This is a genomic window from Ruegeria sp. H7 (genome assembly GCF_056532945.1).
Window position 1 is genome coordinate 899,403 of record NZ_JBQFNZ010000001.1, and the last position, 25,068, is coordinate 924,470.

Sequence of the window (25,068 nt, forward strand, 5' to 3'; positions counted from 1 at the left end):
GATATGCCCCCGGACACGTGTCACGAACTGACCTTTCCCCGGCCAAAGTCCGGCGCGTCCGTGTCCTGACCCGCATCGATAATCCCGCGCCGGATCGCACGTGTGCGGGTGAAATAGTCGAACAGATGATCCCCGTCCCCGGTGCGGATGGCGCGTTGCAGGGCAAACAGTTCCTCGGTGAAGCGCCCAAGGATTTCCAGCGTTGCATCCTTGTTGGTTAGAAAAACATCACGCCACATGGTCGGGTCGGATGCGGCAATCCGGGTGAAATCCCGGAAACCCGCCGCCGAGTATTTGATAACCTCACTATCCGTCACCCGACGCAGATCATCTGCCACACCCACCATCGTATAAGCGATCAGATGTGGCGCATGGGACGTCACGGCCAGCACCAGATCGTGGTGATCAGCGTCCATCTCATCAACGTTGGACCCCATGCCTTCCCATAAGGCCCGCAAATGCGCGATGGCATCGGGGTCCGAGCCCTCGACCGGCACCAGCAAGCACCAACGGTTGTCGTAAAGCTCCGCAAACCCCGCTTCCGGGCCGGAATGCTCGGTCCCGGCCAGCGGGTGGGCGGGGATGAAATGCACGCCTTCGGGAATATGCGGCGACACCGCCTGAATGACGTGGCGCTTGACGGAGCCCACATCCGTCACCGTCGCGCCCGGCTTCAGAACCGGCGCGATATCTTGGGCAACTGCGCCCATAGCCCCAACCGGAACACACAGCACGACCAGATCGGCCCCTTCGACCGCCTCTTGCGCGGTGTCACACACGCGGTCGCACAACCCGATCCGGCGGGCCGTTTCCCGCGTGGCCTCCGAGCGCGCATAGCCCGTCACCTCACCCGCAAGCCCGGCGCGTTTGATCGCCCAGAACATGGATGAGGCGATCAGGCCCAACCCGATCAGCGCCACACGGTCGTATATCTGGCTCATGCAGCGCCCCCTTTGAACGCAGTGACGGCCGCAACCACGCGGCGGCAGGCCTCTTCATCGCCGACGGTGATCCGCAGCGCGTTGGGCAGGTTGTAGCCTGCAACGCGGCGTACAATCAAACCCTGCGTTTTGAGGTAGTCGTCACAAGCCTCGGCTTCGGCTTGATCCGCAAAGCGCGCAAGAATGAAATTGGTGCAGGACGGGTCCGAGGGTACGCCGACCTTGGCCAGTTCATCTGCCAGCCAAACCCGAAGCCGCGCATTCTCGGCCTGACAGAAGGTCAGGAACTCGACATCATTCACCGCCGCCTCTGCCGCAGCCAGAGCCGTCAGAGACAGGTTGAAGGGTTGGCGCACCCGGTTCAGCACATCGATGATCGGCTGATGAGCATAGCCCCACCCCACGCGCATGCCGCCAAGACCGTAAACCTTTGAAAAGGTCCGGGTCATGATCACATTCTCATGGGCGTCCACCAGCCCGGCGCCGCCATCGAACCCATCGACAAACTCGGCATAGGCCCCATCGATAACCATCAGACAGGTTTCGGGCAGTGCGCTGGCCAAACGCTCCAGCTCGGCCTCGGGGATCATGGTCGAGGTCGGATTGCCCGGGTTCGTCACAAACACAATCCGCGTCTGCCCGGTCACTGCGGCCAATATGTTATCGACATCCACATGGCGGTCGCGTTCCGGCACCATAACCGGCGTCGCCCCGGCCATACGCGCAATGATCGGGTACATCGAGAACCCGTGTTCGGTATAGATCACCTCATCCCCCGGCCCCGCATAGGCCTGAGCGATGAATTGCAGAACCTCATCACTCCCGACACCACAGATGATCCGCGCCGGGTCCAGCCCGTGCCGCGCGCCAATAGCAAAGCGCAGACTGGCATGATCGGTGCTGGGATAACGATGCAAGGTCGCGGAGCTATCGCGCACAGCTTCAATCGCCTTGGGGCTGGGTCCAAACGGGTTTTCGTTGGAACTCAGCTTGATCACATGCTCGACCCCGGCCACATGCGACTGGCCGCCCTGATACAGCGCGATGTCCATGATGCCGGGTTGCGGGGTGATCTTGGTCATTGAGAGGCTCCGTTGATTGGAGCCTCTCATACCTGTCTCAAGAGGTTGAGAAAAGCGGCAATTCCCTCATGCGGCTTTGAAGCGCGCGGTTGCCGGGTCGGCGTTGTAATAGGGCGCGAATTCCGCAGTCCGGCGGGACAGGTCATTGACGCTGTCGATGATGAACTGAACCGTTTCCTCGCTCATCAGATACGAGAAGTTCAGCCGCACCCAACCGGGTTTTTTCATTTCATCACCCGCAGACAGCGCTGCGTGCAATTCGTCTGACGTCGCCCGGTCGATGCCCAGCAGCCGGTGCGCATAGGGCCCTGCACAGGCGCAGCCGCCACGGGCCTGAATACCGTAAATGTCGCTCAGCATACGCGTGAACAGCTGCTGGTGCACCGGCCGCCCCGCATTATCCCGCACAAGGAACGAGTAGATCGGTAGACGATGCTCAGACCCCGTCCCAAGCAAAGTCAGATTTGGATTGTCCTGCCAGCCGTCCAGTGCCATACGGTTATACAACGCCTCGCGCCGCGCAATTTCATCGGTTCCCACCACGTCCTTGACGACAAAGGCCAGCGCGGCACGGATATCCCCGATCACATTCGGCGTTCCCGCCTCTTCGCGCGTGGCGAGATCGGCGCTGTAGTCATGCCGCCAGGGTGAGACGAAACTGACCGTCCCGCCACCGGGCCAGCTGGGGCTGGTGCGCTGCACCGCCTGCCCGTTCACGATCAGCACACCCGACGCGCCCGGCCCACCCGGAAACTTGTGCGGAGAGACCACGATCGCATCCTTGCGCGCATCCTCTGGCCCCATATCCATGGGCAGATACGGCCCGCCACCGGCATAATCCCAAACCGCCATCGCCCCGTGGCGCTTCAGCAACCGCGTGACCGGATCGGGATCCGTGATAATCCCCGTCACATTGGATGCCGCCGAGAACGATCCGATCACAAGATCCGCATCCGCATGGCGCAGCAAAGCGCTTTCCAGCGCACCCATATCAACCCCGCCATCCGCGGCTTCGGGAATCTCAACCACCAATGCCTTGCTTTCACGCCACGGCAGGATGTTCGAGTGATGCTCATACGGCCCGATTAAAACAACCGGCCGGTCGGCCTCCTCCACTCCAAGAAGGCTGACCAGCCGGTTCAAACCCGCAGTGGCTCCGGACCCGGCAAAGATCACCGCGTCGTCTCCCCTCGCACCAACAATGCGGGCAATTTCAGCACGCGCCTCATGGCGGAGCCGCGTCATGTAAGACCCACAGAAAGAGGCCTCGGTATGGCTGTTGGCATAGAACGGCAGAACATGCTCGGCCACAAAATCCTCAACCTGCCGCAATGCGCGGCCCGAGGCGACGTAATCCGCATAAACCAGCGGTACGTCCCCGTGCAGACCCGGAATCAGAACGTTCTCTCCGATCAGCCCATCGCGCAGCTTGGAATTGCGAGTGGTGGATTGGATTTCTGCGCGAAACTTGGACAAGGTCATTACACCGGCTCCTTACTGTGATACCAATGTGATTGAGCAAAAGCGAGTAAGCGTCACCAATCTTTGCATGGAAAACGCAAACTTTGTGTCATATGATCAGATATGACCGCAAAATTAGATCAAATTGACATGCGTATTCTGCAAGCGCTGCAAAAAGACGCCACCCTGTCCCAGCGAGAACTCGCAGATCAGGTCGGCCTCTCGCAAAACGCCTGCTGGCGGCGGCTGAAGGCGCTGAACGAAGACGGTGTTCTTCTGGGTTCCACCGCCCGGATCGCGCGCGAGAAACTGGGGCTCGACCTGGTGGTATTCGTCATGCTGCGCACGCGCCACCATTCGGCGGACTGGCTACAAGCCTTTCGCCGCCATGTGCTCACCATCCCCGAAGTGGTGGATTTTCACCGCATCGGCGGCGACTACGATTATCAGCTCAAAGTCGTCACTCAGGACATGGCATCCTACGACAAGGTCTACCAACGCCTGATTGAGAAGGTCGAGCTGGACAGCGTAACCTCATATTTCGCCATGGAGGCCATTGCCGAAGCCCGCCCCCTGCCACTCTGATCCGCCCTTCATCTGGCCAGAAATATCCCGGGGGAGTCGCGCAGCGACGGGGGCAGAGCCCCCTTCAAACAAAAAAGAACGCGCCAGATGGCGCGGCCCTTCGAATTTCGAATGTCATCGAAGATCAGTTCTTCGCGTAGAATTCAACAACCAGGTTCGGTTCCATGACAACCGGATAGGGCACATCACCCAGCCCCGGCGCGCGCACGAAGGTCGCGGTCATTTTCGAATGGTCGGCGTCGATGTAGTCAGGCACATCGCGCTCGGCCAAAGCAGCCGCTTCCAGAACAACGGCCAGTTGCTTGGATTTGTCGCGCACTTCGATCACATCGCCTTCCTTGACGCGGTAGCTGGGGATGTTGACCCGCTTGCCGTTCACTTTGACATGGCCGTGGTTCACGAACTGACGCGCGGCAAACACGGTCGGCACGAACTTGGCACGGTAGACAACAGCGTCCAGACGGCGCTCCAGCAGGCCGATCAGGTTTTCACCGGTGTCGCCTTTGACACGCTCGGCTTCGGCGTAGATGCGGCGGAACTGCTTCTCGGTCAGGTCGCCATAGTAGCCTTTCAGCTTCTGCTTGGCGCGCAGCTGCAGACCAAAGTCCGACAGTTTGCCCTTGCGGCGCTGGCCGTGCTGGCCGGGGCCGTATTCACGACGGTTGACCGGGGATTTCGGACGACCCCAGATGTTTTCGCCCATCCGGCGGTCGATTTTGTACTTGGCAGACGTGCGTTTGGTCACGGCTGATCTCCTTTACTGAGGCATATCGGCTTGATCCGAAAACCGGTTCCCATTTCTCGGGCCGAAATAGCGTCTCCGCTCGGACCGGGCAGTTCCAGTTCAGACCAGGCGTGGTGCCGGGTTATAAAGGGCGTTGTCCTCTTGAGGTTTCCCCCATGACAGGCATCCCCTTGCGGGGGCCACCAACACCAATGAAGCCGCGCTTATATCTGCAGATCAGTCAGAGTCAATAAGCTATTCGGCAAGAAATTCCCGGGAAAAGGGCGCAATTCGAATGGCCGCAGGTCGCTAAGCCTGGATTGCTACCGCGCTTAGGTCTTCCGCGTCACAGCGTGCAGTGGAAAGGTAACGACGGTTGCGTCCTGAGGTGGCTCGACAAACGCCTGACCGCCAAAATCCAAAACGTCGCAGATCCAGAATGACTGATCGCGCGGTGGGCATCCGTCCGAGAACACAAAGGTCGGGTCAATCTCGCCGTCCTGAACAACCAGATCCGCGCTGAACCGTTGCGCGCCATTGGTCAGAACGACCGAGCCAAAAACCTCACCGGAGATTTCCCGAACAATCGCAAATCGGTCACTGGTCCGAGAGGATACAGCGCCAACACTGCCCGCCCGTTCAACTGCCTGCTCGGCACCATCGCTCAGCAGAACAGCCTGCCCGCGCCAGGACCACGCAGCCCCAACGACCAAAAAAGCCAGAGGCGCCGCCTCAAGCTCGTCAAGCTCTGTCTGTTTCCACGATATGGCTATACGACCGCTTTGCCCTGGTCTCATCTGCCCGCTCAAACCTTTCAACATCCCACCACTTACTCACACGTCCATATCAACCCTGAATTCGGCGAAAAAGAGACCGAATTCAAGCAATCCGAAGATTGTTGCAAAACTGATTCAAATGGGCACCGATCAGTCCGCTACCCTTCACTGTTACAACCGGGTGTCAGACGTCAAATAACAGATAAGTTACCCGCACTTAGAGTGGCCGCAGCTGCGACAGGTCATGCAGCCTTCGATCATGACCATATCGAACTGCCCACAGGATGGGCACGCTTTGCCCCGCGGGGCGTCCATGTTCACCACCTGCGCCTGCGGGTCGGATTTCAGGCCCATCCCCTCGCCTTCCAGAAAGCCGATGCTGATCATGTGCTGTTCGATCACACCGCCGATCGCCGCCAGGATCGAGGGGATATACTTGCCCTTGACCCAGGCACCGCCGCGCGGGTCGAACACCGCCTTCAGTTCCTCGACCACAAAGGACACGTCTCCGCCACGCCGGAACACGGCCGAGATCATTCGGGTCAAGGCCAGCGTCCAGGCGTAATGCTCCATGTTCTTCGAGTTGATGAACACCTCGAACGGGCGGCGGCGGCCTCCGATGACGATATCGTTGATCGTCAGGTAGATGGCGTGTTCGCTGTCGGGCCATTTCAGCTTGTAGGTCGACCCCTCAAGAGCTTGCGGGCGATCCAGCGGTTCGGACATATACACGACCTCGCCACCATCGACCTCATGCGGCGCATCAGCGCTTTCGCCCGGAGCCTTGTCGTCGCTTTCCGATACCGTCAGGACCGAGCCCGTCACGTCGTTGGGGCGATAGGTGGTGCAACCCTTACAGCCCTGATCCCAGGCCTGCATATAGACATCCTTGAACGCGTCAAAGCTGATGTCTTCGGGGCAGTTGATCGTCTTCGAAATCGAACTGTCGATCCATTTCTGCGCTGCCGCCTGCATCTTGACGTGATCAGACGGGCTCAAAGTCTGCGCGTTGACGAAGTAGTCCGGCAGATCCGCGTCGCCGAACTTGTCGCGCCACATCTGCACGGCGTAATCCACGACCTCTTCTTCGGTGCGCGAGCCGTCCTTCTGCAACACTTTGCGCGTATAGGCATAGGCAAAGACCGGCTCGATCCCCGAAGATACGTTCCCGGCATAAAGCGATATGGTCCCCGTCGGCGCAATCGAGGTCAGCAAAGCGTTGCGGATACCATGTTCGCGGATCGCATCGCGCACGTCGTCGTCCATCTGCTGCATCGTGCCGCTGGCCAGATATTTCTCGGCATCGAACAGCGGGAACGCCCCTTTCTCCTTTGCCAAGTCCACCGACGCCAGATATGCGGCGCGGGCAATCGCGTGCAACCAGCGCTCGGTCTGACGCGCCGCCTCGTCGGACCCATAGCGCAGGCCCAGCATTAGCAGCGCATCGGCCAGACCGGTCACACCCAGCCCGATCCGGCGCTTGGCCTGTGCCTCGGCCGCCTGTTCGGGCAGCGGGAATTTCGAGGCATCCACCACGTTGTCCATCATCCGAACGGCAGTGGCGACCAGCTCCTGCATCGCGGCCTCGTCCAGATGCGCGGCATCTTCGAACGGCTCGGCCACCAGACGTGCCAGGTTGATCGAACCCAGCAGGCAGGCGCCATAAGGCGGCAGAGGTTGCTCTCCGCATGGGTTCGTCGCTGCGATGGTTTCAACATAGCTGAGGTTGTTGGCCTTGTTGATCCGGTCGATGAAAATCACACCCGGCTCGGCATAGTCATAGGTCGCCTGCATGATCTTGTTCCACAGATCGCGGGCCTGAACGGTGTGATAGACTTTGTCGCCGAACACCAGCTCCCACGGGCCGTCGGCCTTGACGGCCTCCATGAAGGCATCGGTCACCAGCACGGACATGTTGAACATGCGCAGGCGGGCCGGGTCGGATTTGGCTGTGATGAACTGTTCGATATCCGGGTGATCGCAGCGCATGGTCGCCATCATCGCCCCGCGACGCGAGCCTGCGGACATGATCGTCCGGCACATCGCGTCCCACACATCCATGAATGACAGCGGGCCAGAGGCATCCGCCGCCACCCCATGCACATCCGCGCCACGCGGGCGGATGGTTGAGAAATCGTAGCCGATGCCCCCGCCCTGTTGCATCGTCAGCGCCGCCTCTTTCAGCATGTCGAAAATACCGCCCATGCTGTCCGGTACGGTGCCCATGACGAAACAGTTGAACAATGTCACCTGACGCGCTGTGCCTGCGCCTGCGGTAATGCGCCCGGCGGGCAGGTATTTGAAATCCTCCAGCGCCGCAAAGAACTTATCCTCCCAATGCGCCGAGTCAGCCTCAACCCGCGCCAGGTCGCGGGCGATGCGCCGCCAGCTGTCCTCGACCGTCTGGTCGATGGGCGTGCCATCCGCCTGTTTGAAACGGTATTTCATGTCCCAGATCTGCTCGGCGATGGGGGCGGCGAAGCGGCTCATTGGTGATTCCCTGTTCTGAAAGAGGTATCCAGACTACCCTAATACACACACCTGCCACAACACCTTGATGACACCGGCCAGCGAGCTACAATATAAAGATGGGCCTCGGGACGACTCTGTGGGAAAGCTGTGGATAACTACGTAAACCTCATAAAACTCTCGGTCGGCTCGGAAAGCGTCGAGACACTGCAAGCGTGGCAGGACAGTCGCAAGCCTCTGTATGAGGACGGCTGCCCGCGCCATGTCACCCGCATGTGGCCCAAGCGCGAGGCCGAGATTCTGAATGGCGGGTCAATCTATTGGGTGATCAAGGGCGTCATCCAGTGCCGTCAGCGAATCCTGCGTCTGGACGAGGTCCGCGGCGACGACGGCATCCGCCGCTGCGCCATCGTGCTGGACCCCGAGGTGCATCGCACCCAGACCGCCCTGAAACGCCCGTTTCAAGGCTGGCGTTACCTTAAGCCCGAGGACACCCCTGCCGACCTGCCGAAAACCCGCGAACAGGACGACGCCCTGCCCGACGATCTGAACCGCGCGCTGGCGGAAATCGGGGTGCTGTAATCAGCCCAGCCGGTCCAGCAATTCGGTCAGAACCGCTTTCTCAGCCACGCCATATTTCGCCACCCGGCTGCGCCACAGGGTCGCCTGTGACTGCAACACAAGCCCGTCCGTCAGGATTTTCAGGTGATTGGCCCGCAGGGTTTCGCCGCTGGAAGTAATGTCCGCAATCGCCTCGGCGGTTTCATTCATCACCGTGCCCTCGGTCGCGCCCTGACTGTCGACAAGCGTATAATCGGCCACGCCGGCATCAGTCAGGAACTCGCGCACCAGACGGTGGTACTTGGTGGCAATCCGCAGCCGGTGGCCGTGGGCCTTGCGGAAGGCCGCCGCTGCCGCATCCAGATCGTCCAGCGTGTCCACATCGACCCAGCAGGCGGGCGTGGCGATGATCAGGTCGGCCTTGCCGAACCCAAGCCGCGAGACTTCTTCGACCTGCTGTTCCCAACGTGGCAGTTTTTCCTGCACCAGATCGATGCCGGTGACGCCCAAATGGATCCGCCCCGCCGCCAGTTCACGCGGGATTTCACCGGCGGATAGCAGGATCAGGGAAACGCCGTCGATGCCTTCGACCTTGCCGGCATATTCCCGGTCCGAGCCGCTGCGCGACAGGGTGATGCCGCGCTTTTCGAACCACGAAAAGGTCTTGTCCATCAACCGGCCCTTCGAGGGCACGCCCAGTTTCAGGCTCATTGCGCGTCCTCCTCAACCTCAAGCATCAGGTCCGGGCGCAGCACGCCGCCCACGGCGGGGATTTCCGCGCCATTGCCCAATTGCCGCGTCAGCGCGTCGTAGCGCCCGCCGGTGGCAATCGGTGGCAGGTCGGGGCGGCCCTCGGCGTAGAAGCCAAAGACAAACCCGTCATAATATTCCATCGACGTGCGGCCATAGGCGGCCTCGAAATCCAGCCGTTCGACATCGACGCCACGCGCCTGAAGCGAGGCCACCCGCGCCTCGAGCCGGTCCAGCGCCGGGGTGATCTGCGGCAGGTCAACTGCCACGTCACGCAGCTGCTCCAACGCAAAGGGCATGGTTTCACGCACGTTCAGCAGCGTTTCCAACCCGACCAGCTCATTGTCGGAAATCGGTGGCGTGTCACGATCCTCGCGCAGCGCAGCGATCCGCGCCTCGATCTCGGATGCGCGGCGTTTGCCGATCATGGGCACGTCGATGGCCAGAGGGTCGGCAGCATCCAACAGCGTATCGCGCCCTTCGGGGCCAGACTTACGCCCGGCGAACCGGTCAAGCAGAGTGCGGAACCGGCGCGGGCGCCACAGATGCCGCATCAGCGCATTCTTGCGTCTGTCGGTCGTACGCAGGCCCTGCACGGCGGCCGTCAGAATACCGATATCCCCGGTTGCCGCACGCAGGGGCAACCCGCGCAATTGCAACGCGAACAGCGAGAACACCTCGGCATCCGCGCCGGAGGGATCATTGCGGTCAAAGACCTCATACCCCACCTGAATGTACTCGTTGGACCGGTCAGGGTCATGTTCCTGCCGCCGGAATACGTCGCCGGAATAGGTATAGCGCGCGGGCTCGGCCCCATCGTTCATGTGCATCTGCACCACGGGCAGCGTGAAATCCGGGCGCAGCATCTGTTCGCCGCGCAGCGCGTCCGAGGTCACATAGGCACGGGCGCGGATGTCTTCGCCATAGAGGTCCAGCAGCGTGTCCGCCGGTTGCAGCAGGGGCGTGTCCACCACTTGCGCCCCGGCGGCCTCGAACCGCACCCGCATCATCGCGGCGCGGGCCTGTATCTGGGAACGGTTGGGCATGGCTCAGTCCTGACTGTCCAGAATTTCGCGGACCTTGGCGACCAGATCGCCGCGCGGCACTTCGAACTGGCTGGGGCGTTCTTTCCATTCCTCCAGCGTGGCGCTTTCGGCAATCTTGGCACCAAGGATCAGGTCCTTGATCTGCACGATCCCGTTTGCCTTTTCATCGCCCCCTTCGATCACCGCAATCGGAGAGTTTCGCTTGTCCGCATATTTCAGCTGATTGCCAAAGTTCTTGGGGTTGCCCAGATAAACCTCGGCCCGGATGCCCGCATTGCGCAGTTCGGCCACCATCGCCTGATAGTCGGCCATGCGGTCACGGTCCATCACGGTGACGACCACCGGGCCGGTGGCCTGCGCGGCGATGCGGCCCTTTTCGCGCAGGGCGGCCAGCAGGCGATCAACGCCGATGGACACGCCGGTTGCGGGAACCTCCTGCCCGGTGAAGCGCTTGACCAGATCGTCGTAACGCCCACCGCCCGAGACCGAGCCGAACTGCCGCTTGCGGCCTTTCTCATCGAAAATCTCAAAGGTTAGCTCGGCCTCATAGACCGGCCCGGTGTAGTAGCCGAGGCCACGCACGACCGAGGGGTCAATCTCGATCCGGTCCGCGCCGTATCCGCCTGCATCCAGCAGCGCGCCAATCTGTTCCAATTCGGCAATGCCGTCTGCACCGATCTTGCTGTCACCCACGGCGGCGCGCAGGTTGGCCAAAGTTCCGGCGGTATCAGCGGCCTTTGACGTCAGGAAGGCAATCACCAGCTCGGCCTGATCGTCGCTGAGACCCACACCGTCGATGAACGCGCCCGAGGCATCCAAGCGACCCTTGGTCAGCAATTCACGCACCCCGGCCTCACCCACCTTATCGAACTTGTCGATGGTGCGCAGGACGTCGTCGCGGGCGCTGGCGTCCTCGCCCAAACCCATCGCCTCGAGCACGCCATTCAGAACCTTGCGGTTATTCACCCGCACCAGATAGTCGCCGCGCGGGATACCGACGGTCTCCAGCGTATCTGACAGCATCGCGCAAATTTCGGCATCCGCGGCCATCGAGGCCGTCCCCACCGTATCCGCATCACATTGATAAAACTGACGATAGCGTCCCGGCCCCGGCTTCTCATTCCGCCAGACCGGACCCATCGCATAGCGGCGATAGGGCGTCGGCAGATCGTTGCGGTGCTGCGCATAGACACGGGCCAAAGGCGCGGTCAGGTCATAGCGCAGCGCCATCCAGTCGCCTTTATCGCTTTCGTCCACTTCCTGCCACGCAAAGACGCCTTCGTTCGGGCGGTCCACATCGGGCAGAAACTTGCCCAGCGCCTCGACGGTCTCGACCGCACTGCTTTCCAAAGCATCGAACCCGTACCGATGGTAGACATCCGCAATAGCCCGCAGCATCTCGGTGCGCTGCGTGACTTCCTGGCCGAAATAGTCGCGGAACCCTTTCGGCGTGATGGCCTTGGGGCGGGGCTGTTTCTTGGGCTTGGCCATGTGGGGCGTCCTTGGGCGTTTAGTGTTCCGCGCGCGGTCTATCCCATGGCCCGCATCGGGGCAAGGCGCGCTTTGGCTGGCCTTGGCCCCAAAGGCCCGCTATGACCGTCGCGGAAGGAGCCCGCAATGCAGCATTTGGAAGAACAGATCGCCCATCTGACCCGCACGGTGGAAGAACTGAACACGATCGTCACCGCGCAACAGGACGAAATCGACCGCCTGACCCGCCGAGTCGCGATGCTGTATCAACGCGAGGCCGAACGGGCGCAGGAAGGATCAGGCGGCATCGTCTATGGCGACGAACGCCCGCCGCATTACTGAGGGATCACAACCCCAGCGTGGATTTCACCGCGTTATCGACCACACCACCCAGAAGGGCATTCTTGTCCGCCGCGCAGCCCTCGGACAGCGCCGCGATGAAGGCTTCGCGCAGTTGGGCTTTTTCCGCGTCGGTGGTCGCGTGATCTTCGATATTGATCTGACGATTATAAAGCGACAGGGCCGTCATCTTTCCGACAACCGCCACAACAAAGGCTTCGTCGCCATCCGCCTCTTCGGCGATCGAGGCGCAGGTATAATGCATCACGGGCAATGCATCCTGCACCATCTGCTCTGCTGCGTCGTCAGCGAACGCGCCACCCGGCAGTGACAGGCAAAGCCCGGCAGCAGCGATTTTGGACAGGGTCATACGCATCGCGTTCATTTCCAGTTATGTCCGATAATCGCCCCGGCCACACCGCCGATTGCCGCGCCCTTGCCGTCGCCGATCAAAGCGCCGACACCCGCACCGATCAATGCGCCTTCGATTGTCTTTTTCTTCTTTTTGTCATCCGCAAAACCCGCAGTCGCCACCGAAAGCGAGATCGCCCCGGCCAACATCAGCGCCTTGGACCCAATTCCTGAAAGTGCCAAACCAATGCCCTCCTGTTTCACAGGTCAATGAGAGTATGGGTTCAGCTTAGCTAGGCAAAAAGGCTGTGGCAACAAATCCGAGGGTCAGACCTCTTCGACCGACAGAACGCCATCCAGCGATTTGATCGCACCCTTGATCTGCGGGTTGATCGGAAACTCCTGCCCCAGGTCCATCTCAACGTCGCCGGGCAGGGTCGGATCCATCAAGCACACCTGTATCGGCCCCCTGGATGCCCCCTTGGCGACGCTCGCCGCGTCCGCCAGCACCGTGGCGACGGTGGACAGGACCTGCGGTTGCTCCACAAAAATACGCAGACCGGTTGACCCGGCCTCGGCAACAACCGAATCCGCTGGACCAACCGAGCGGCCCAGCAGTTTCAGTTGATCGGCCTCCATGGTTGCCTCAGCCGTCAGCACCACCTGCGCTCCGGTTTCCAGAAACTCGCGGCATTTCTCCAACGTGTCCGAGAACAGCGTGACCTCATAAGCCCCCGTCGGGTCCGAGAGCTGAGCAAAGGCAAACCGGTTGCCGCGCGCGGATTTCCGTTCCTGCCGCCCGGCCACGACACCGGCCATTTTGGCGATCAACGGACCAAAGCGCGCCTTTTCTGTCACCTCATCCAGCGTCAGCACCTGCTTGCGCTTCAGCGCGGGCATGTAGTCGTCCAGCGGGTGGCCAGACAGGTAAAAGCCAATGGCCTTGAACTCTTCGCTTAGCCGTTCCGCAGGCAGCCAATCGGGCGTGGGCGACAGGCGGGGTTCGGGCAGGTCGTCCCCTGCCTCACCAAACAGCGACACCTGGTTCGAGTTCTTCTGTTCATGGATCGCCGCCGAATACTGCACCAGCGGATCAAGGCTTTCGAACACCCGGCGGCGGTTCTTGTCGAGCTGATCAAAGGCCCCGGCCCGCGCCATCATTTCCAGCGGGCGCTTGCCGACCTTTTTCAGGTCAACACGGCGGGCAAAGTCGAACAGGTTGACAAACGGTTTGTCGGCATTTTCGTCCTGCGCGCCTGCGGCGCGACGCCCCTCGACCACCAGATTCATCGCCTCGACGCCCACGTTTTTCAACGCGCCCAGCGCATAGACCAGATGCCCTTCGACCACATCGAACGTCGCAAGTGAGCGGTTCACGCAAGGCGGCACATAGGGCAGTTCCAGCCCCTTGCGGACCTCTTCGAAATAAACAGCCAGCTTGTCGGTCAGATGGATATCGCAGTTCATGACGCCAGCCATGAACTCGACCGGATGGTTCGCCTTCAGCCAGCCGGTCTGATAGCTGACCACCGCATAGGCCGCAGCGTGGGATTTGTTGAAACCGTAGTTGGCGAATTTCTCGAGCAGGTCGAAAACCTCGGACGCTTTCTTGGCATCCACCCCATTCTCGCCCGCGCCCTTTTCGAACTTGGGCCGCTCGGCATCCATCGCCTCTTTGATCTTTTTACCCATCGCGCGGCGCAGCAGGTCGGCACCGCCAAGGCTGTACCCGGCCATCACCTGCGCGATCTGCATCACCTGTTCCTGATAGACGATGATGCCCTGCGTTTCCTCAAGGATATGGTCGATCAGAGGGTGAACGGATTCGATCTTGCGCAGCCCGTTCTTGACCTCGCAATAGGTCGGGATGTTCTCCATAGGGCCGGGACGATACAGCGCCACGAGGGCCACGATATCCTCGATACAGGTGGGTTTCATACGCTTGAGCGCATCCATCATCCCGGTGGATTCCACCTGGAACACCGCCACCGTCTTGGCCGCTGAATAAAGCTTGTATGTCGCCTCATCATCCAGAGGGATGGCGTTGATCTGGTTCTCGGCCCCGTCGGCGGGTTCATAGAGTTGAGTACCGTCCGCCGCCACGTGCAAGGGCCGCCCGGATTTGAAGATCAGGTCCATCGCGTTCTGGATCACGGTCAGCGTTTTCAGACCCAGAAAGTCGAACTTTACCAACCCGGCCTGTTCCACCCATTTCATGTTGAACTGGGTCGCGGGCATGTCGGATCGCGGGTCCTGATAGAGCGGCACCAGCGCATCCAGTGGCCGGTCACCGATCACCACCCCGGCGGCGTGGGTCGAGGCATTTCGCAGCAACCCTTCGACCTGCTGGCCATAGTTCAGGAGGCGGTCCACAACCTCTTCGTTGCGTGCCTCTTCCCGCAGGCGCGGTTCGTCTTTCAGTGCCTTTTCGATGGAAACGGGTTTCACCCCCTCAACCGGAATCATCTTGGACAGACGATCCACCTGCCCATAGGGCATCTGCAGCACTCGCCCGATATCGCGCACGGCGGCCTTGGACAGCAAAGCACCAAAGGTGATGATCTGCCCCACCTTGTCGCGCCCGTATTTCTGCTGCACGTAACGGATCACCTCTTCGCGGCGGTCCATGCAAAAGTCGATGTCGAAGTCGGGCATCGACACCCGCTCGGGGTTCAAAAACCGTTCAAACAGCAGCGAATAGCGCAGCGGGTCAAGGTCGGTGATCGTCAGCGCATAGGCCACAAGCGACCCCGCGCCCGAGCCCCGCCCCGGCCCCACCGGAATGTCGTGATCCTTGGCCCATTGGATAAAATCCGCAACGATCAGGAAGTAACCGGGAAAGCCCATGCCTTCGATGATGCCAAGCTCGAAATCCAGCCGCTCCTGATATTCCTCCGCGCTCACCGCATGGGGGATCACCGCCAGACGTTTCTGCAAGCCTTCGTTGGCGATGCGGCGCAGTTCCGCAACTTCGTCATCGGCAAATTTCGGCAGGATGGGATCGCGGCGATATGCCATGAAAGCGCAACGCCGCGCGATCTCAACCGTGTTTTCTATCGCCTCGGGCAGATCAGCGAACAGCGTCACCATCTCCTGCTGTGACTTGAAATAATGCTGCGCGGTCAGGCGACGGCGGCCCTCCTGCTGGTCGACATAGGCCCCTTCCGAGATACAGATCAGCGCATCATGCGCCTCATACATATCCGAGGTCGGGAAATAGACGTCATTGGTGGCCACCAGCGGCAGGTTCTTGGCATAGGCCATCTCGACATGGCCCCGCTCGGTCAGACGCTCGGCCTCGGGCTGGCCACCTTCACCGGGATGACGCTGCAACTCGATATACAGCCGATCCGGGAACATCCCCGCCAGCCGGTCTACCAGAGCCTCAGCCGCCGGGCGCTGCCCCTGCTGCAACAGCATTCCCACCGGTCCGTCCGGCCCGCCGGACAGGCAGATCAGACCGTCCGACCATTCCGCCAACTCGTCCAGCGTGACCTGCGGCAACTGCCCGCCCTTGTCCACATAAAGGCAGGAACTCAGTTTCATCAGGTTCTCATACCCCACCTCGGACTGCGCCAGCAGCACCAGCGGCGCGGGCGCTTTGGGCTTTTCACCGGGCTGCGCCTGCACATAGGTCAGATCGACCTGACACCCCATGATCGGCTGCACCCCGGCCCCGCTGGCAGTGACGGAAAATTCCAGTGCCGAGAACATCGAATTGGTGTCGGTCACCGCAACGGCGGGCATCTCGGCCTTCTCACAAAGCGCGGGCAGCTTTTTCAGCCGCACAGCGCCTTCCAGCAGGGAATATTCGGTGTGAACGCGGAGGTGAATGAATCGTGGGGAACTGCTCATGACCCCTACGCTATCCCAGCCAGAGGCGCTGCAAAAGCGGGAACCGACGCTTTGGGATGCCTAAAAAATCGGCGCTGATTATTCGGCTTTTTCAGAAGGTGCTTCGGGGGCCGCGGCTAGGCCGCTGCAGAAAACGCTTTAATTTCAATCGCCTGAATATTACTGAAAACCCGCACCTTCGCGCCGTTTGGGGGTAATGGTACATCACATAGGCAGTTTTTCTTGCCAGAGAACCTGCCCTGTTTCTAACATCACACGGCAAGCACTCCGCCCGCCACTCTTTCTACGTCGCATCGAAGGAGGGCACCCAAGGGCGCAACCGGGTAACGCGACGGGTTTCTCGTATGACGATCACGTTTCTTCTGAACGGAGAGACAGTGGAACTGGCGGATGTCGATCCGACAGCCACCCTGCTGGACTGGCTGCGCGAGGATCGCGGCCTGACCGGCACCAAGGAAGGTTGCAACGAAGGCGACTGCGGCGCCTGCACCGTCATGGTGACGGATGCGGATGGCCACAAGGCGCTCAATTCCTGCATTCTGTTCCTGCCACAGTTACACGGCAAAGCGGTCCGCACCGTCGAAGGGGCCAGCGGTCCGAACGGCGAAGCCCACCCGGTGCAACAGGCCATGGTCGACCTGCATGGCTCGCAATGCGGCTTCTGCACCCCGGGCTTCGTGATGTCGATGGTCGCAAGCCACGCCACTGGTGCTAAGGACCACGACACGCAACTGGCCGGAAACCTCTGCCGCTGCACCGGCTACGCCCCGATCATCCGCGCCGCCAAGGCCGCCGAACCCCAACCGACCCCGGAATGGATCACTGACGACCAATCCTTCTCTTGTTCACAAATACCTCGGGGGGAGGCCGAAGGCCGGGGGGCAGAGCCCCCCTACCTGCCCAACGACGCCGACGAGTTGGCGGCTCTTTACGCCGACCATCCAAACGCCACCCTGATTGCAGGGGCCACCGATGTCGGCCTCTGGGTCACCAAGCAGTTGCGCGATCTGGACCCGGTGATTTTCCTCAGCCGCTGCGACGACCTGAAACAGATCACCATCACCGATGACGAAATCCGCTTTGGGGCCATGGTCGACATGAATCGCATGGGCGAGGCGCTGACCGATCCGCACCCTTCCTACGCCGAAATGATCCGCCGTTACGCCAGCGTGCAGGTGCGCCACGCGGCCACCGTGGGCGGCAACATCGCCAACGGTTCGCCCATCGGGGACAACCCGCCTGCCCTGATCGCGCTGAACGCCACGCTGCACCTGCGCAAGGGCGACACCCGCCGGTCCCTGCCGCTGGAGCAGTTCTTCATCGACTATGGCAAACAGGACCGCACCCCCGGTGAGTTCGTCGAGGCCGTCAGCTTTCCGCGTCAACCCGACCGGCTGAAGGCGTATAAGCTCAGCAAACGATTCGATCAGGATATCTCGGCCGTCTGCGGCTGTTTCAACATCACCGTCTCGGACGGCACCGTCACCCGGGCGCGCATCGCGTTTGGGGGCATGGCGGCCATCCCGAAACGGGCAACCCATGTCGAGGCCGCGTTGATCGGCAACCCTTGGACGCGCGACACCATTCAGGCCGCGCTGCCCGCCTTTGCCGGCGATTTCACACCACTCACGGACATGCGCGCCTCGGCCACCTATCGACTGGAAACCGCCAAAGCGATGCTGGAAAGGTACTTCCTCGAAGATCAGGGCGAGGTGACAAACGTGCTGGAGGTATCGGCATGAGCGTGACCAAACCCCTGCCGCATGACGCGGCCCCGCTGCATGTCTCGGGCACCGCGCGCTATGTGGATGACATCCCGACCCCCAAAGGATCGCTGCATCTGGCCTTTGGTCTCAGCCCGATTGCCAAGGGCAGGATCACCGCGATGGACCTGTCTGCGGTGAAAGCTGCCGACGGAGTCGTCGCGGCCCTGACCGCAGACGACCTGCCCTTTGCCAACGACGTCTCGCCCTCGATCCACGATGAGCCGCTACTGTCGGACGGCACCGTTCACTATATCGGCCAACCGGTTTTCCTTGTGGTTGCGACCAGCCATCTGGCCGCCCGCAAAGCCGCGCGTCTGGGGCAGATCGACTATGCCGAAGACGCCCCGATCCTGACGGTCGAAGAGGCTCTGGCCGCCGACAGCCGGTTCGAAGACGGCCCGCGCATCTACGCCAAAGGCGACGCCGACGCGGCCATCGCGGGTGCGGCCCATGTGATCGAAGGCACGTTCGAGATCGGCGGGCAGGAGCATTTCTACCTCGAAGGGCAGGCCGCGCTGGCCCTACCAAACGAGGGCGGCGACATGCTGGTCCACAGCTCGACCCAGCACCCGACCGAGATTCAGCACAAGGTGGCGGACGCCCTGGGCGTTCCCATGCACGCGGTGCGCGTTGAGACCCGGCGGATGGGCGGAGGCTTCGGCGGCAAGGAAAGTCAGGGCAACGCTCTGGCCGTTGCCTGCGCCGTGGCGGCGCGGGCAACCGGCAAAGCCTGCAAGATGCGCTATGACCGCGACGATGACATGACCATCACCGGCAAGCGCCACGCGTTCCGGATTTCTTACAAGGCCGGGTTCGATGACAATGGTCACATTCAGGGCGTCTCGTTCCTGCAATATGCGATCTGTGGCTGGGCGCAGGACCTGTCCCTGCCTGTCGCCGACCGCGCCATGCTGCATTCGGACAATGCCTATCTGCTGCCCAACGCGCGCATCGAAAGCCACCGGCTGAAAACCAACACCCAATCCGCCACCGCCTATCGCGGGTTCGGAGGTCCTCAGGGCATGGTCGGGATCGAGCGCGTGATGGATCACGCCGCGCATGAACTGGGACTGGACCCGGTCGAACTGCGGCGGCGGAACTACTACGAGCCTGCGCATGTTGTTGCTGACCCTGTTCTCACGGAAAAACCGCTCGGTCACCCCGACCCGCACGAAGACCTGACCAGCCGCGGCGCGGTTGAGACCGGCAACGCCCCAGTGCGCCCCCTGCCCGCAGGCGGCAACACCACCCCCTACGGCATGGAGGTCAGCGATTTCGAACTGCACGGCATGACCGAGGCGTTGCTGAAATCCAGCGACTATACCGCGCGCAAGGCCGCTATCGAGAAATGGAACGCCGAAAACGCTGTTATCAAGAAGGGCATCGCCTTCTCTCCGGTCAAGTTCGGTATCTCCTTCACGCTGACCCACCTGAATCAGGCGGGGGCGCTGGTGCATGTCTATCAGGACGGCTCGGTCCACCTGAACCATGGCGGCACGGAAATGGGTCAGGGCCTGTTCCAGAAGGTGGCGCAGGTCGCAGCCTCGCGCTTTGATATCCCGCTTGAGATGGTGAAGATCACCGCCACCGATACCGCCAAGGTGCCCAATACCTCGGCCACGGCGGCATCCTCGGGCAGTGACCTGAACGGCATGGCGGTCAAGGCCGCCTGCGACACGATCCGCGACCGGATGGCTGACTATCTGGCCGAACGGCATCAGGCCGATCCGTCGACCGTGACCTTCTCGGACGGGCATGTGTCGGTCGGTGAGGAACGCTATACCTTCGCCGAGGCTGCTGCGCTGGTCTATCAGGGCCGGGTCAGCCTGTCGGCGACCGGTTTCTACAAGACGCCCAAGATCGAATGGGATCGGATCAAGGGCCGGGGTCGCCCGTTCTTCTACTTCGCCTATGGGGCCTCGGTGACCGAAGTTGCCGTAGATACTCTGACCGGCGAAAACCGCATTCTGCGCACGGATATTCTGCATGACGCAGGGGCCTCGCTGAACCCCGCGCTGGATATCGGACAGGTCGAAGGTGGCTATGTGCAAGGCGCGGGCTGGCTAACGACCGAGGAACTGGTCTGGGACCACAAGGGCAATCTGCGCACCCATGCGCCCTCGACCTATAAAATCCCCGCCTGTTCCGACCGGCCCGACATCTTCAACGTCGCGTTGTGGGACGGTGAAAACCGCGAGGATACGATCTATCGCTCGAAAGCGGTGGGAGAGCCGCCCTTCATGCTGGGCATCTCGGCCTGGCTGGCGCTGTCGAATGCAGTGACGGCCTGCGGGGATGGATACCCGGCATTGGATGCCCCCGCCACGGCCGAGGAAGTCTGGCGAGGTGTCCAAAGGATGAAGGGAGGCATCTGATGGGATTTGATCTGGAGGCTTTGAGGGAGGCGGTCAAAACCCACGGAAAAGTGGTCCGGTTGGTCATAGCCGGGATTAAAGGGTCGTCCCCGCGCGAGGTCGGTGCCGCGATGCTGGTCTGGGAGGGCGGGCAATCGGGCACCATCGGCGGCGGTACGTTGGAGTATCAGGCGGCGCAAGCCGCGCGCCATCAGACCGATCGGGTACGGCTGAGCCAACACGCGCTTGGCCCGGATATGGGCCAGTGCTGCGGCGGGGCGGTATCGCTGCTGAGCGAGGTTTATGACCTTGATGCGGTCAACACTCTGGATGACAAGTTCATCGCTCGCCCGGTTTCGGGTGGCGAAATGCCCCTGTCCGTCAAACGGCTGCTGGCGCGGGCGCGGGGTCAGGGCATCGAGCCAGACCCGCAACTGATTGACGGATGGATGATCGAACCGGTTCACCAACCGGCTCGCAATCTCTGGATATGGGGCGCTGGCCATGTGGGCCGGGCGTTGGTTGATGTCCTGTCACCCCTGCCCGATCTGGCGATCACATGGGTTGATACCGGGCCAGAGCGCTTCCCCGAAACCGTGCCGCGCGGCGTTACCGTCGTCCCGGCGGCAAAACCGGCGGAACTGGTGCGCCATGCGCCCCGTGATGCCGAACACCTTGTGCTGACATATTCACACACTCTGGACTTGGAACTGTGCAACCGGCTGCTTTTGCACGATTTCCGCTTTGCTGGGCTGATTGGCTCGGCTACGAAATGGGCGCGATTCCGGTCGCGGTTGGCGGCCCTTGGGCATTCGCCCGAGCGGATCAGCCGGATCACCTGTCCAATCGGGGACCCCGGCCTGGGCAAACACCCGCAGATGATCGCCGTTGGCGTCGCGGCACAGCTGCTGCGCCCGGCCCGGCGGAACGAATTGAAGAAGGACCTGAGCGCGTGACCACTCCACTTCTAAGCTTGCAAGGGCTGACCAAAGCCTATCCCGGCGTCGTGGCCAATGATCAGGTGTCTTTTGACATTGGCGAAGGCGAGGTTCACGCCCTGCTGGGCGAAAACGGCGCGGGGAAATCCACGCTGGTCAAGATGATCTACGGGCTGGTGAAGCCTGACAGCGGCACAATGCTGCTGCGCGGCCAACCCTTTGCCCCACCTGAGCCCCGCGCGGCGCGGGCAGACGGCATTGCGATGGTGTTCCAGCATTTCTCGCTGTTTGACGCGCTGAATGTGGCCGAGAACATCGCTTTGGGGATGGAGAACCCGCCCCCGATGGGCGATCTGGCCTCGCGTATTCGGCAAGTGTCCGAGACCTATGGCCTGCCGCTGGACCCGTACCGCACAGTCGGTGATCTGTCTGCGGGTGAACGCCAGCGGGTCGAGATCATTCGGTGTCTGCTGCAAGATCCCAAGCTGTTGATCATGGACGAACCGACCAGCGTGCTGACCCCGCAGGAGGTCGAAATCCTGTTCGAGACGCTGAACAAGCTGCGGTCCGAGGGCACCTCGATCCTGTATATCTCTCACAAGCTGGAGGAAATCCGCACGCTGTGTGACCACGCCACGATCCTGCGTCTGGGCAAAAATGTGGGTGAATGCGTGCCGTCCGAGACCTCGGCGCGGGATATGGCCGAAATGATGGTGGGCTCGACCCTGCAGACGCCGGAACGGTCCGGTCGCGCGTTCGGCGAGGTTGCGCTGGATGTCAGCGGCTTGTCGGTGCCGTCGCCATCGGAATTCGGGACGGCGTTGAAGAACGTACATATGACCGTCCGCAAGGGTGAGGTTCTGGGCATTGGTGGCGTTGCCGGGAACGGACAAGATGAATTGCTGGGGGTTCTGTCGGGTGAAATCACGACAGCCGCTGATGCAATCAAGTTCAACGGACAGCCGGTTGGCAAACTTGGACCGAGCGCGCGCCGGAAGCTGGGCGTGCTGACAGCACCCGAGGAACGGCTGGGCCATGCGGCGGCACCGGACATGAGCCTGACTGAGAATGCCCTGCTGACCGGATCTGTCCGCGAAGGGCTGGAGAGCAACGGTTTTCTGAAATGGGCAGAGACCAAGGGTTTCGCCGAGAAGATCATCAAGGCGTTCGACGTGCGCACGCCGGGGCCGGAAAATGCGGCGCGGTCGCTGTCAGGCGGCAATCTGCAGAAATTCGTGATCGGACGCGAAGTGCTGCAGGACCCGGACGTTCTGGTGGTGAACCAGCCGACCTGGGGTGTGGACGCGGCGGCTGCGGCCTCGATCCGTCAGGCGATTCTGGATTTGGCGGCCAAGGGGACAGCGGTTGTCTGTATCTCGCAGGATCTGGATGAGTTGATGGAAATCTCGGACAGCTTTGCCGCCTTGAACGAAGGACGACTGAGCGCGCCACGCCCGACGACGGGTCTGACCGTGGACGAGATCGGCCTGATGATGGGCGGCGCGCATGGCATGGAGGTGGCGCATGTGTGATCTGTTGAGCCGCCTCCGGCGGGAGTATTTACAAAAAGATGAAGAACTTGGGGGGATGAGCAGGTGATTGTGTTGGAGAAGCGGCCGCAGCCGTCGAAGGCGTGGTCTTATGCGACCCCCTTGGTGGCGGTGCTGGCGACCATGGTGTTTGGTGGCATTCTATTCGCCATTTTGGGCAAGAACCCGGTCGAGGCCATTGGCACCATTTTCTGGGATCCTCTGTTCGGTGAGTTCGCCTTTTACTATCGCCCGCAATTGCTGGTGAAAGGCGCGCCGTTGGTTCTGATCGCCATTGGTCTGTCGCTTGGCTTTCGCGCGGGCATCTGGAATATCGGGGCCGAGGGGCAGTATATCATGGGCGCCATTTTCGGCGCGGGCGCTGGTCTGGCGTTTTATCCGCTAGAGGCGTTCTATATCTTTCCGATCATGGTGGTTGCCGGGGCCTTTGGCGGTTGGCTCTGGGCGATGATCCCGGCCTTTTTGAAAGTGCGGTTCGGCACCAACGAAATCCTTGTGTCGCTGATGCTGGTCTATGTGGCCGAGCAGATGCTGGCCTCGGTCTCGCTGGGGCTGTTGAAAAACCCCGAAGGGTTCGGCTTTCCTGGCTCGCGCAACCTGCAATCTTATGACAGCGCGCATAATGCTGAGCTGATCGCAGGTTCGGGGATGCATTGGGGCGTCGTGACCGCGCTGATCGCGGTGATCTTTGCCTATGTGCTGTTGAACCGGCACATGCTGGGCTTCCACATCCGCCTGACCGGCGAGGCCCCAAGGGCCGCGAAATTCGCAGGCGTGAACCCGGCGCGGCTGATCCTGTTCTGTCTGGGCCTGTCCGGCGCGCTGGCAGGGCTTGCCGGGATGTTCGAAGTGTCCGGTCCCTCGGGCGTGGTCAGCATCGACTTTAACGTGGGCTATGGCTTTACCGCGATCATCGTGGCCTTTCTGGGCCGGTTGCATCCGGTGGGTATCCTGCTGGCCGGTGGCCTGATGGCGCTGACCTATATCGGCGGCGAGATTGCGCAATCCCAACTGGGCCTGCCCGCCGCCGCCATTCAGGTATTCCAGGGGATGCTGCTGTTCTTCCTGCTGGCTTTCGATCTTTTGACCAACTACCGCATCCGTGCGGCCCGTAGCGAGGTAGCGTAATGGACCTTGGTGAAATCAACCCCGTCCTTCTGGTCGCCTCGCTGATGGTGGCCGCAACCCCCCTGCTGCTGGCCGCGATCGGAGAGCTGGTCGTCGAAAAGGCAGGTGTTCTGAACCTTGGCGTCGAGGGCATGATGATCGTGGGTGCCATCAGCGGCTTTGCGATCTCGGTCGAGACCGGCTCGCCCTGGCTGGGCTTTATTGCGGCGGCGATTGGCGGCGCGGTTTTGTCGCTGCTGTTTGTGCTGCTGACGCAGGTGGCACTGGCCAATCAGGTGGCGAGTGGTTTGGCGTTGACGCTGTTTGGACTGGGGTTCAGTGCGCTGATGGGTCAAAGCTATGTCGGGGTCAAACCCCCCAGCATGGGCGACATCCATATTCCGTTGATCAGTGATATCCCGGTGATTGGGCCGATCCTGTTCCAGCATGATCCGATCCTGTATGTCGGCATTGCGTTGACCGCCGCTGTTTGGGCCACGCTGAAATACACGCGCGTCGGCCTGATCCTGCGTGCAGTGGGCGAAAACCACGATGCCGCGCACGCGCTTGGCTACAAGGTCATCAAGATCCGCATCCTGGCGATCCTGTTCGGCGGGGCCTGTGCGGGCCTCGGCGGCGCTTACATCAGCCTGATCCGCGTGCCGCAATGGACCGAGGGCATGACGGCTGGCGTGGGATGGATCGCCTTGGCGCTGGTGGTGTTTGCCAGCTGGAAACCCTGGCGGGCGTTGCTGGGTGCCTATTTGTTCGGCGGAATCACAGTCTTGCAGCTTAATTTGCAGGCAGCGGGCGTTGCCATCCCTGTCGAGTATCTGGCAATGTCGCCCTATATCATCACGATCCTTGTGCTTGTGATCCTTTCGGCCGACAAGAGCAGCGCACCTGCCTCACTGGGCCGGATCTTCCATGCCTCACACTAGGG

The 25,068-nt window shown here is 61.5% G+C and carries 21 protein-coding genes; 9 read left to right on the plus strand and 12 right to left on the minus strand.

What is annotated here, in order from left to right; all coding sequences use genetic code 11:
* Positions 1–20: 20 nt before the first annotated feature.
* From ACR0AC_RS04290 to ACR0AC_RS04300, 3 genes are all read right to left on the minus strand, one after another.
* A complete protein-coding gene (locus tag ACR0AC_RS04290) occupies positions 21–941 on the minus strand; it encodes a prephenate/arogenate dehydrogenase family protein (RefSeq protein ID WP_480872061.1) in 921 nt (306 codons plus the stop codon).
* The gene (gene hisC / locus ACR0AC_RS04295; protein ID WP_480872063.1) at positions 938–2,023 is read right to left on the minus strand and encodes a histidinol-phosphate transaminase; all 1,086 of its coding nucleotides are present in this window, start codon (positions 2,021–2,023) and stop codon (positions 938–940) included. Before hisC ends, ACR0AC_RS04290 begins: the two co-directional genes overlap by 4 nt.
* 66 nt (positions 2,024–2,089) lie before the next feature.
* Entirely contained in the window at positions 2,090–3,505 is a 1,416-nt protein-coding gene (locus ACR0AC_RS04300; protein WP_480872065.1) for an aminotransferase class V-fold PLP-dependent enzyme, read from the minus strand.
* A 102-nt stretch (positions 3,506–3,607) separates the two neighbouring features.
* Here ACR0AC_RS04300 and ACR0AC_RS04305 point away from each other — a divergent pair, with 102 nt between their 5' ends.
* Positions 3,608–4,069: an Lrp/AsnC family transcriptional regulator gene (locus ACR0AC_RS04305; protein WP_170452727.1), complete on the plus strand. Its 462-nt coding sequence runs from the start codon at positions 3,608–3,610 to the stop codon at positions 4,067–4,069.
* Between the two features lie 124 nt (positions 4,070–4,193).
* On the opposite strand, the gene rpsD is transcribed toward ACR0AC_RS04305, so the two are convergent.
* The 3 genes from rpsD to ACR0AC_RS04320 form a co-directional block, all read right to left on the minus strand.
* The gene (gene rpsD / locus ACR0AC_RS04310; protein WP_039537647.1) at positions 4,194–4,814 is read right to left on the minus strand and encodes a 30S ribosomal protein S4; all 621 of its coding nucleotides are present in this window, start codon (positions 4,812–4,814) and stop codon (positions 4,194–4,196) included.
* Between the two features lie 311 nt (positions 4,815–5,125).
* Positions 5,126–5,590, minus strand: a complete 465-nt coding sequence (locus tag ACR0AC_RS04315; protein WP_170622825.1) for a PLP-dependent aminotransferase family protein — start codon at positions 5,588–5,590, stop codon at positions 5,126–5,128.
* Positions 5,591–5,776: 186 nt separating this feature from the next.
* The gene (locus ACR0AC_RS04320; protein WP_480707733.1) at positions 5,777–8,059 is read right to left on the minus strand and encodes an adenosylcobalamin-dependent ribonucleoside-diphosphate reductase; all 2,283 of its coding nucleotides are present in this window, start codon (positions 8,057–8,059) and stop codon (positions 5,777–5,779) included.
* Between the two features lie 129 nt (positions 8,060–8,188).
* Here ACR0AC_RS04320 and ACR0AC_RS04325 point away from each other — a divergent pair, with 129 nt between their 5' ends.
* The gene (locus ACR0AC_RS04325) at positions 8,189–8,620 is read left to right on the plus strand and encodes a DUF1489 domain-containing protein (RefSeq protein ID WP_170631930.1); all 432 of its coding nucleotides are present in this window, start codon (positions 8,189–8,191) and stop codon (positions 8,618–8,620) included.
* Here ACR0AC_RS04325 and hisG read toward each other — a convergent pair whose 3' ends face one another.
* From hisG to hisS, 3 genes are read right to left on the minus strand one after another with little or no spacing between them, the layout of a single operon-like run.
* Positions 8,621–9,310, minus strand: a complete 690-nt coding sequence (gene hisG / locus ACR0AC_RS04330) for an ATP phosphoribosyltransferase (RefSeq protein WP_170452736.1) — start codon at positions 9,308–9,310, stop codon at positions 8,621–8,623. It abuts the gene before it with no gap.
* Positions 9,307–10,395 carry an ATP phosphoribosyltransferase regulatory subunit gene (locus ACR0AC_RS04335; RefSeq protein WP_480872068.1) on the minus strand — a complete coding sequence of 363 codons (1,089 nt, stop codon included), beginning with the start codon at positions 10,393–10,395 and terminating at the stop codon, positions 9,307–9,309. The genes hisG and ACR0AC_RS04335 overlap by 4 nt, the downstream gene beginning before the upstream one ends.
* A 3-nt stretch (positions 10,396–10,398) precedes the next feature.
* Complete coding sequence (hisS, locus tag ACR0AC_RS04340) at positions 10,399–11,886, minus strand: histidine--tRNA ligase (protein WP_480872070.1); 1,488 nt, start codon at positions 11,884–11,886, stop codon at positions 10,399–10,401.
* 126 nt (positions 11,887–12,012) lie between these two features.
* On the opposite strand from hisS, the gene ACR0AC_RS04345 reads away from it, so the two are divergent.
* Positions 12,013–12,207 carry a SlyX family protein gene (locus ACR0AC_RS04345; protein ID WP_170452743.1) on the plus strand — a complete coding sequence of 65 codons (195 nt, stop codon included), beginning with the start codon at positions 12,013–12,015 and terminating at the stop codon, positions 12,205–12,207.
* Between the two features lie 4 nt (positions 12,208–12,211).
* Here ACR0AC_RS04345 and ACR0AC_RS04350 read toward each other — a convergent pair whose 3' ends face one another.
* The 3 genes from ACR0AC_RS04350 to dnaE all read right to left on the minus strand — a co-directional run bounded on the left by ACR0AC_RS04350 (position 12,212) and on the right by dnaE (position 16,410).
* The gene (locus ACR0AC_RS04350) at positions 12,212–12,589 is read right to left on the minus strand and encodes a hypothetical protein (RefSeq protein ID WP_480872072.1); all 378 of its coding nucleotides are present in this window, start codon (positions 12,587–12,589) and stop codon (positions 12,212–12,214) included.
* On the minus strand, positions 12,586–12,798 hold the full coding sequence (locus ACR0AC_RS04355) for a YMGG-like glycine zipper-containing protein (RefSeq protein WP_480582689.1): 213 nt from the start codon (positions 12,796–12,798) through the stop codon (positions 12,586–12,588). The genes ACR0AC_RS04350 and ACR0AC_RS04355 overlap by 4 nt, the downstream gene beginning before the upstream one ends.
* Before the next feature lie 84 nt (positions 12,799–12,882).
* Positions 12,883–16,410 carry a DNA polymerase III subunit alpha gene (gene dnaE / locus ACR0AC_RS04360; RefSeq protein ID WP_480872074.1) on the minus strand — a complete coding sequence of 1,176 codons (3,528 nt, stop codon included), beginning with the start codon at positions 16,408–16,410 and terminating at the stop codon, positions 12,883–12,885.
* A 344-nt stretch (positions 16,411–16,754) separates the two neighbouring features.
* Between dnaE and xdhA the strand changes: the two genes are divergently transcribed.
* From xdhA to ACR0AC_RS04390, 6 genes are all read left to right on the plus strand, one after another.
* Positions 16,755–18,152 carry a xanthine dehydrogenase small subunit gene (xdhA, locus tag ACR0AC_RS04365; protein WP_480872076.1) on the plus strand — a complete coding sequence of 466 codons (1,398 nt, stop codon included), beginning with the start codon at positions 16,755–16,757 and terminating at the stop codon, positions 18,150–18,152.
* Positions 18,149–20,551 (plus strand): xanthine dehydrogenase molybdopterin binding subunit, encoded by a 2,403-nt coding sequence (gene xdhB / locus ACR0AC_RS04370; RefSeq protein ID WP_480872078.1) that lies wholly within the window; start codon positions 18,149–18,151, stop codon positions 20,549–20,551. Before xdhA ends, xdhB begins: the two co-directional genes overlap by 4 nt.
* Positions 20,551–21,486 carry a xanthine dehydrogenase accessory protein XdhC gene (gene xdhC / locus ACR0AC_RS04375; RefSeq protein WP_170452750.1) on the plus strand — a complete coding sequence of 312 codons (936 nt, stop codon included), beginning with the start codon at positions 20,551–20,553 and terminating at the stop codon, positions 21,484–21,486. Before xdhB ends, xdhC begins: the two co-directional genes overlap by 1 nt.
* Positions 21,483–23,000, plus strand: coding sequence for an ABC transporter ATP-binding protein (locus ACR0AC_RS04380; protein ID WP_170452752.1), 1,518 nt, complete (start codon positions 21,483–21,485; stop codon positions 22,998–23,000). The genes xdhC and ACR0AC_RS04380 overlap by 4 nt, the downstream gene beginning before the upstream one ends.
* A gap of 63 nt (positions 23,001–23,063) precedes the next feature.
* Complete coding sequence (locus tag ACR0AC_RS04385; RefSeq protein WP_170452754.1) at positions 23,064–24,146, plus strand: ABC transporter permease; 1,083 nt, start codon at positions 23,064–23,066, stop codon at positions 24,144–24,146.
* Positions 24,146–25,066, plus strand: coding sequence for an ABC transporter permease (locus ACR0AC_RS04390; protein WP_170452756.1), 921 nt, complete (start codon positions 24,146–24,148; stop codon positions 25,064–25,066). The genes ACR0AC_RS04385 and ACR0AC_RS04390 overlap by 1 nt, the downstream gene beginning before the upstream one ends.
* Positions 25,067–25,068: the final 2 nt, after the last annotated feature.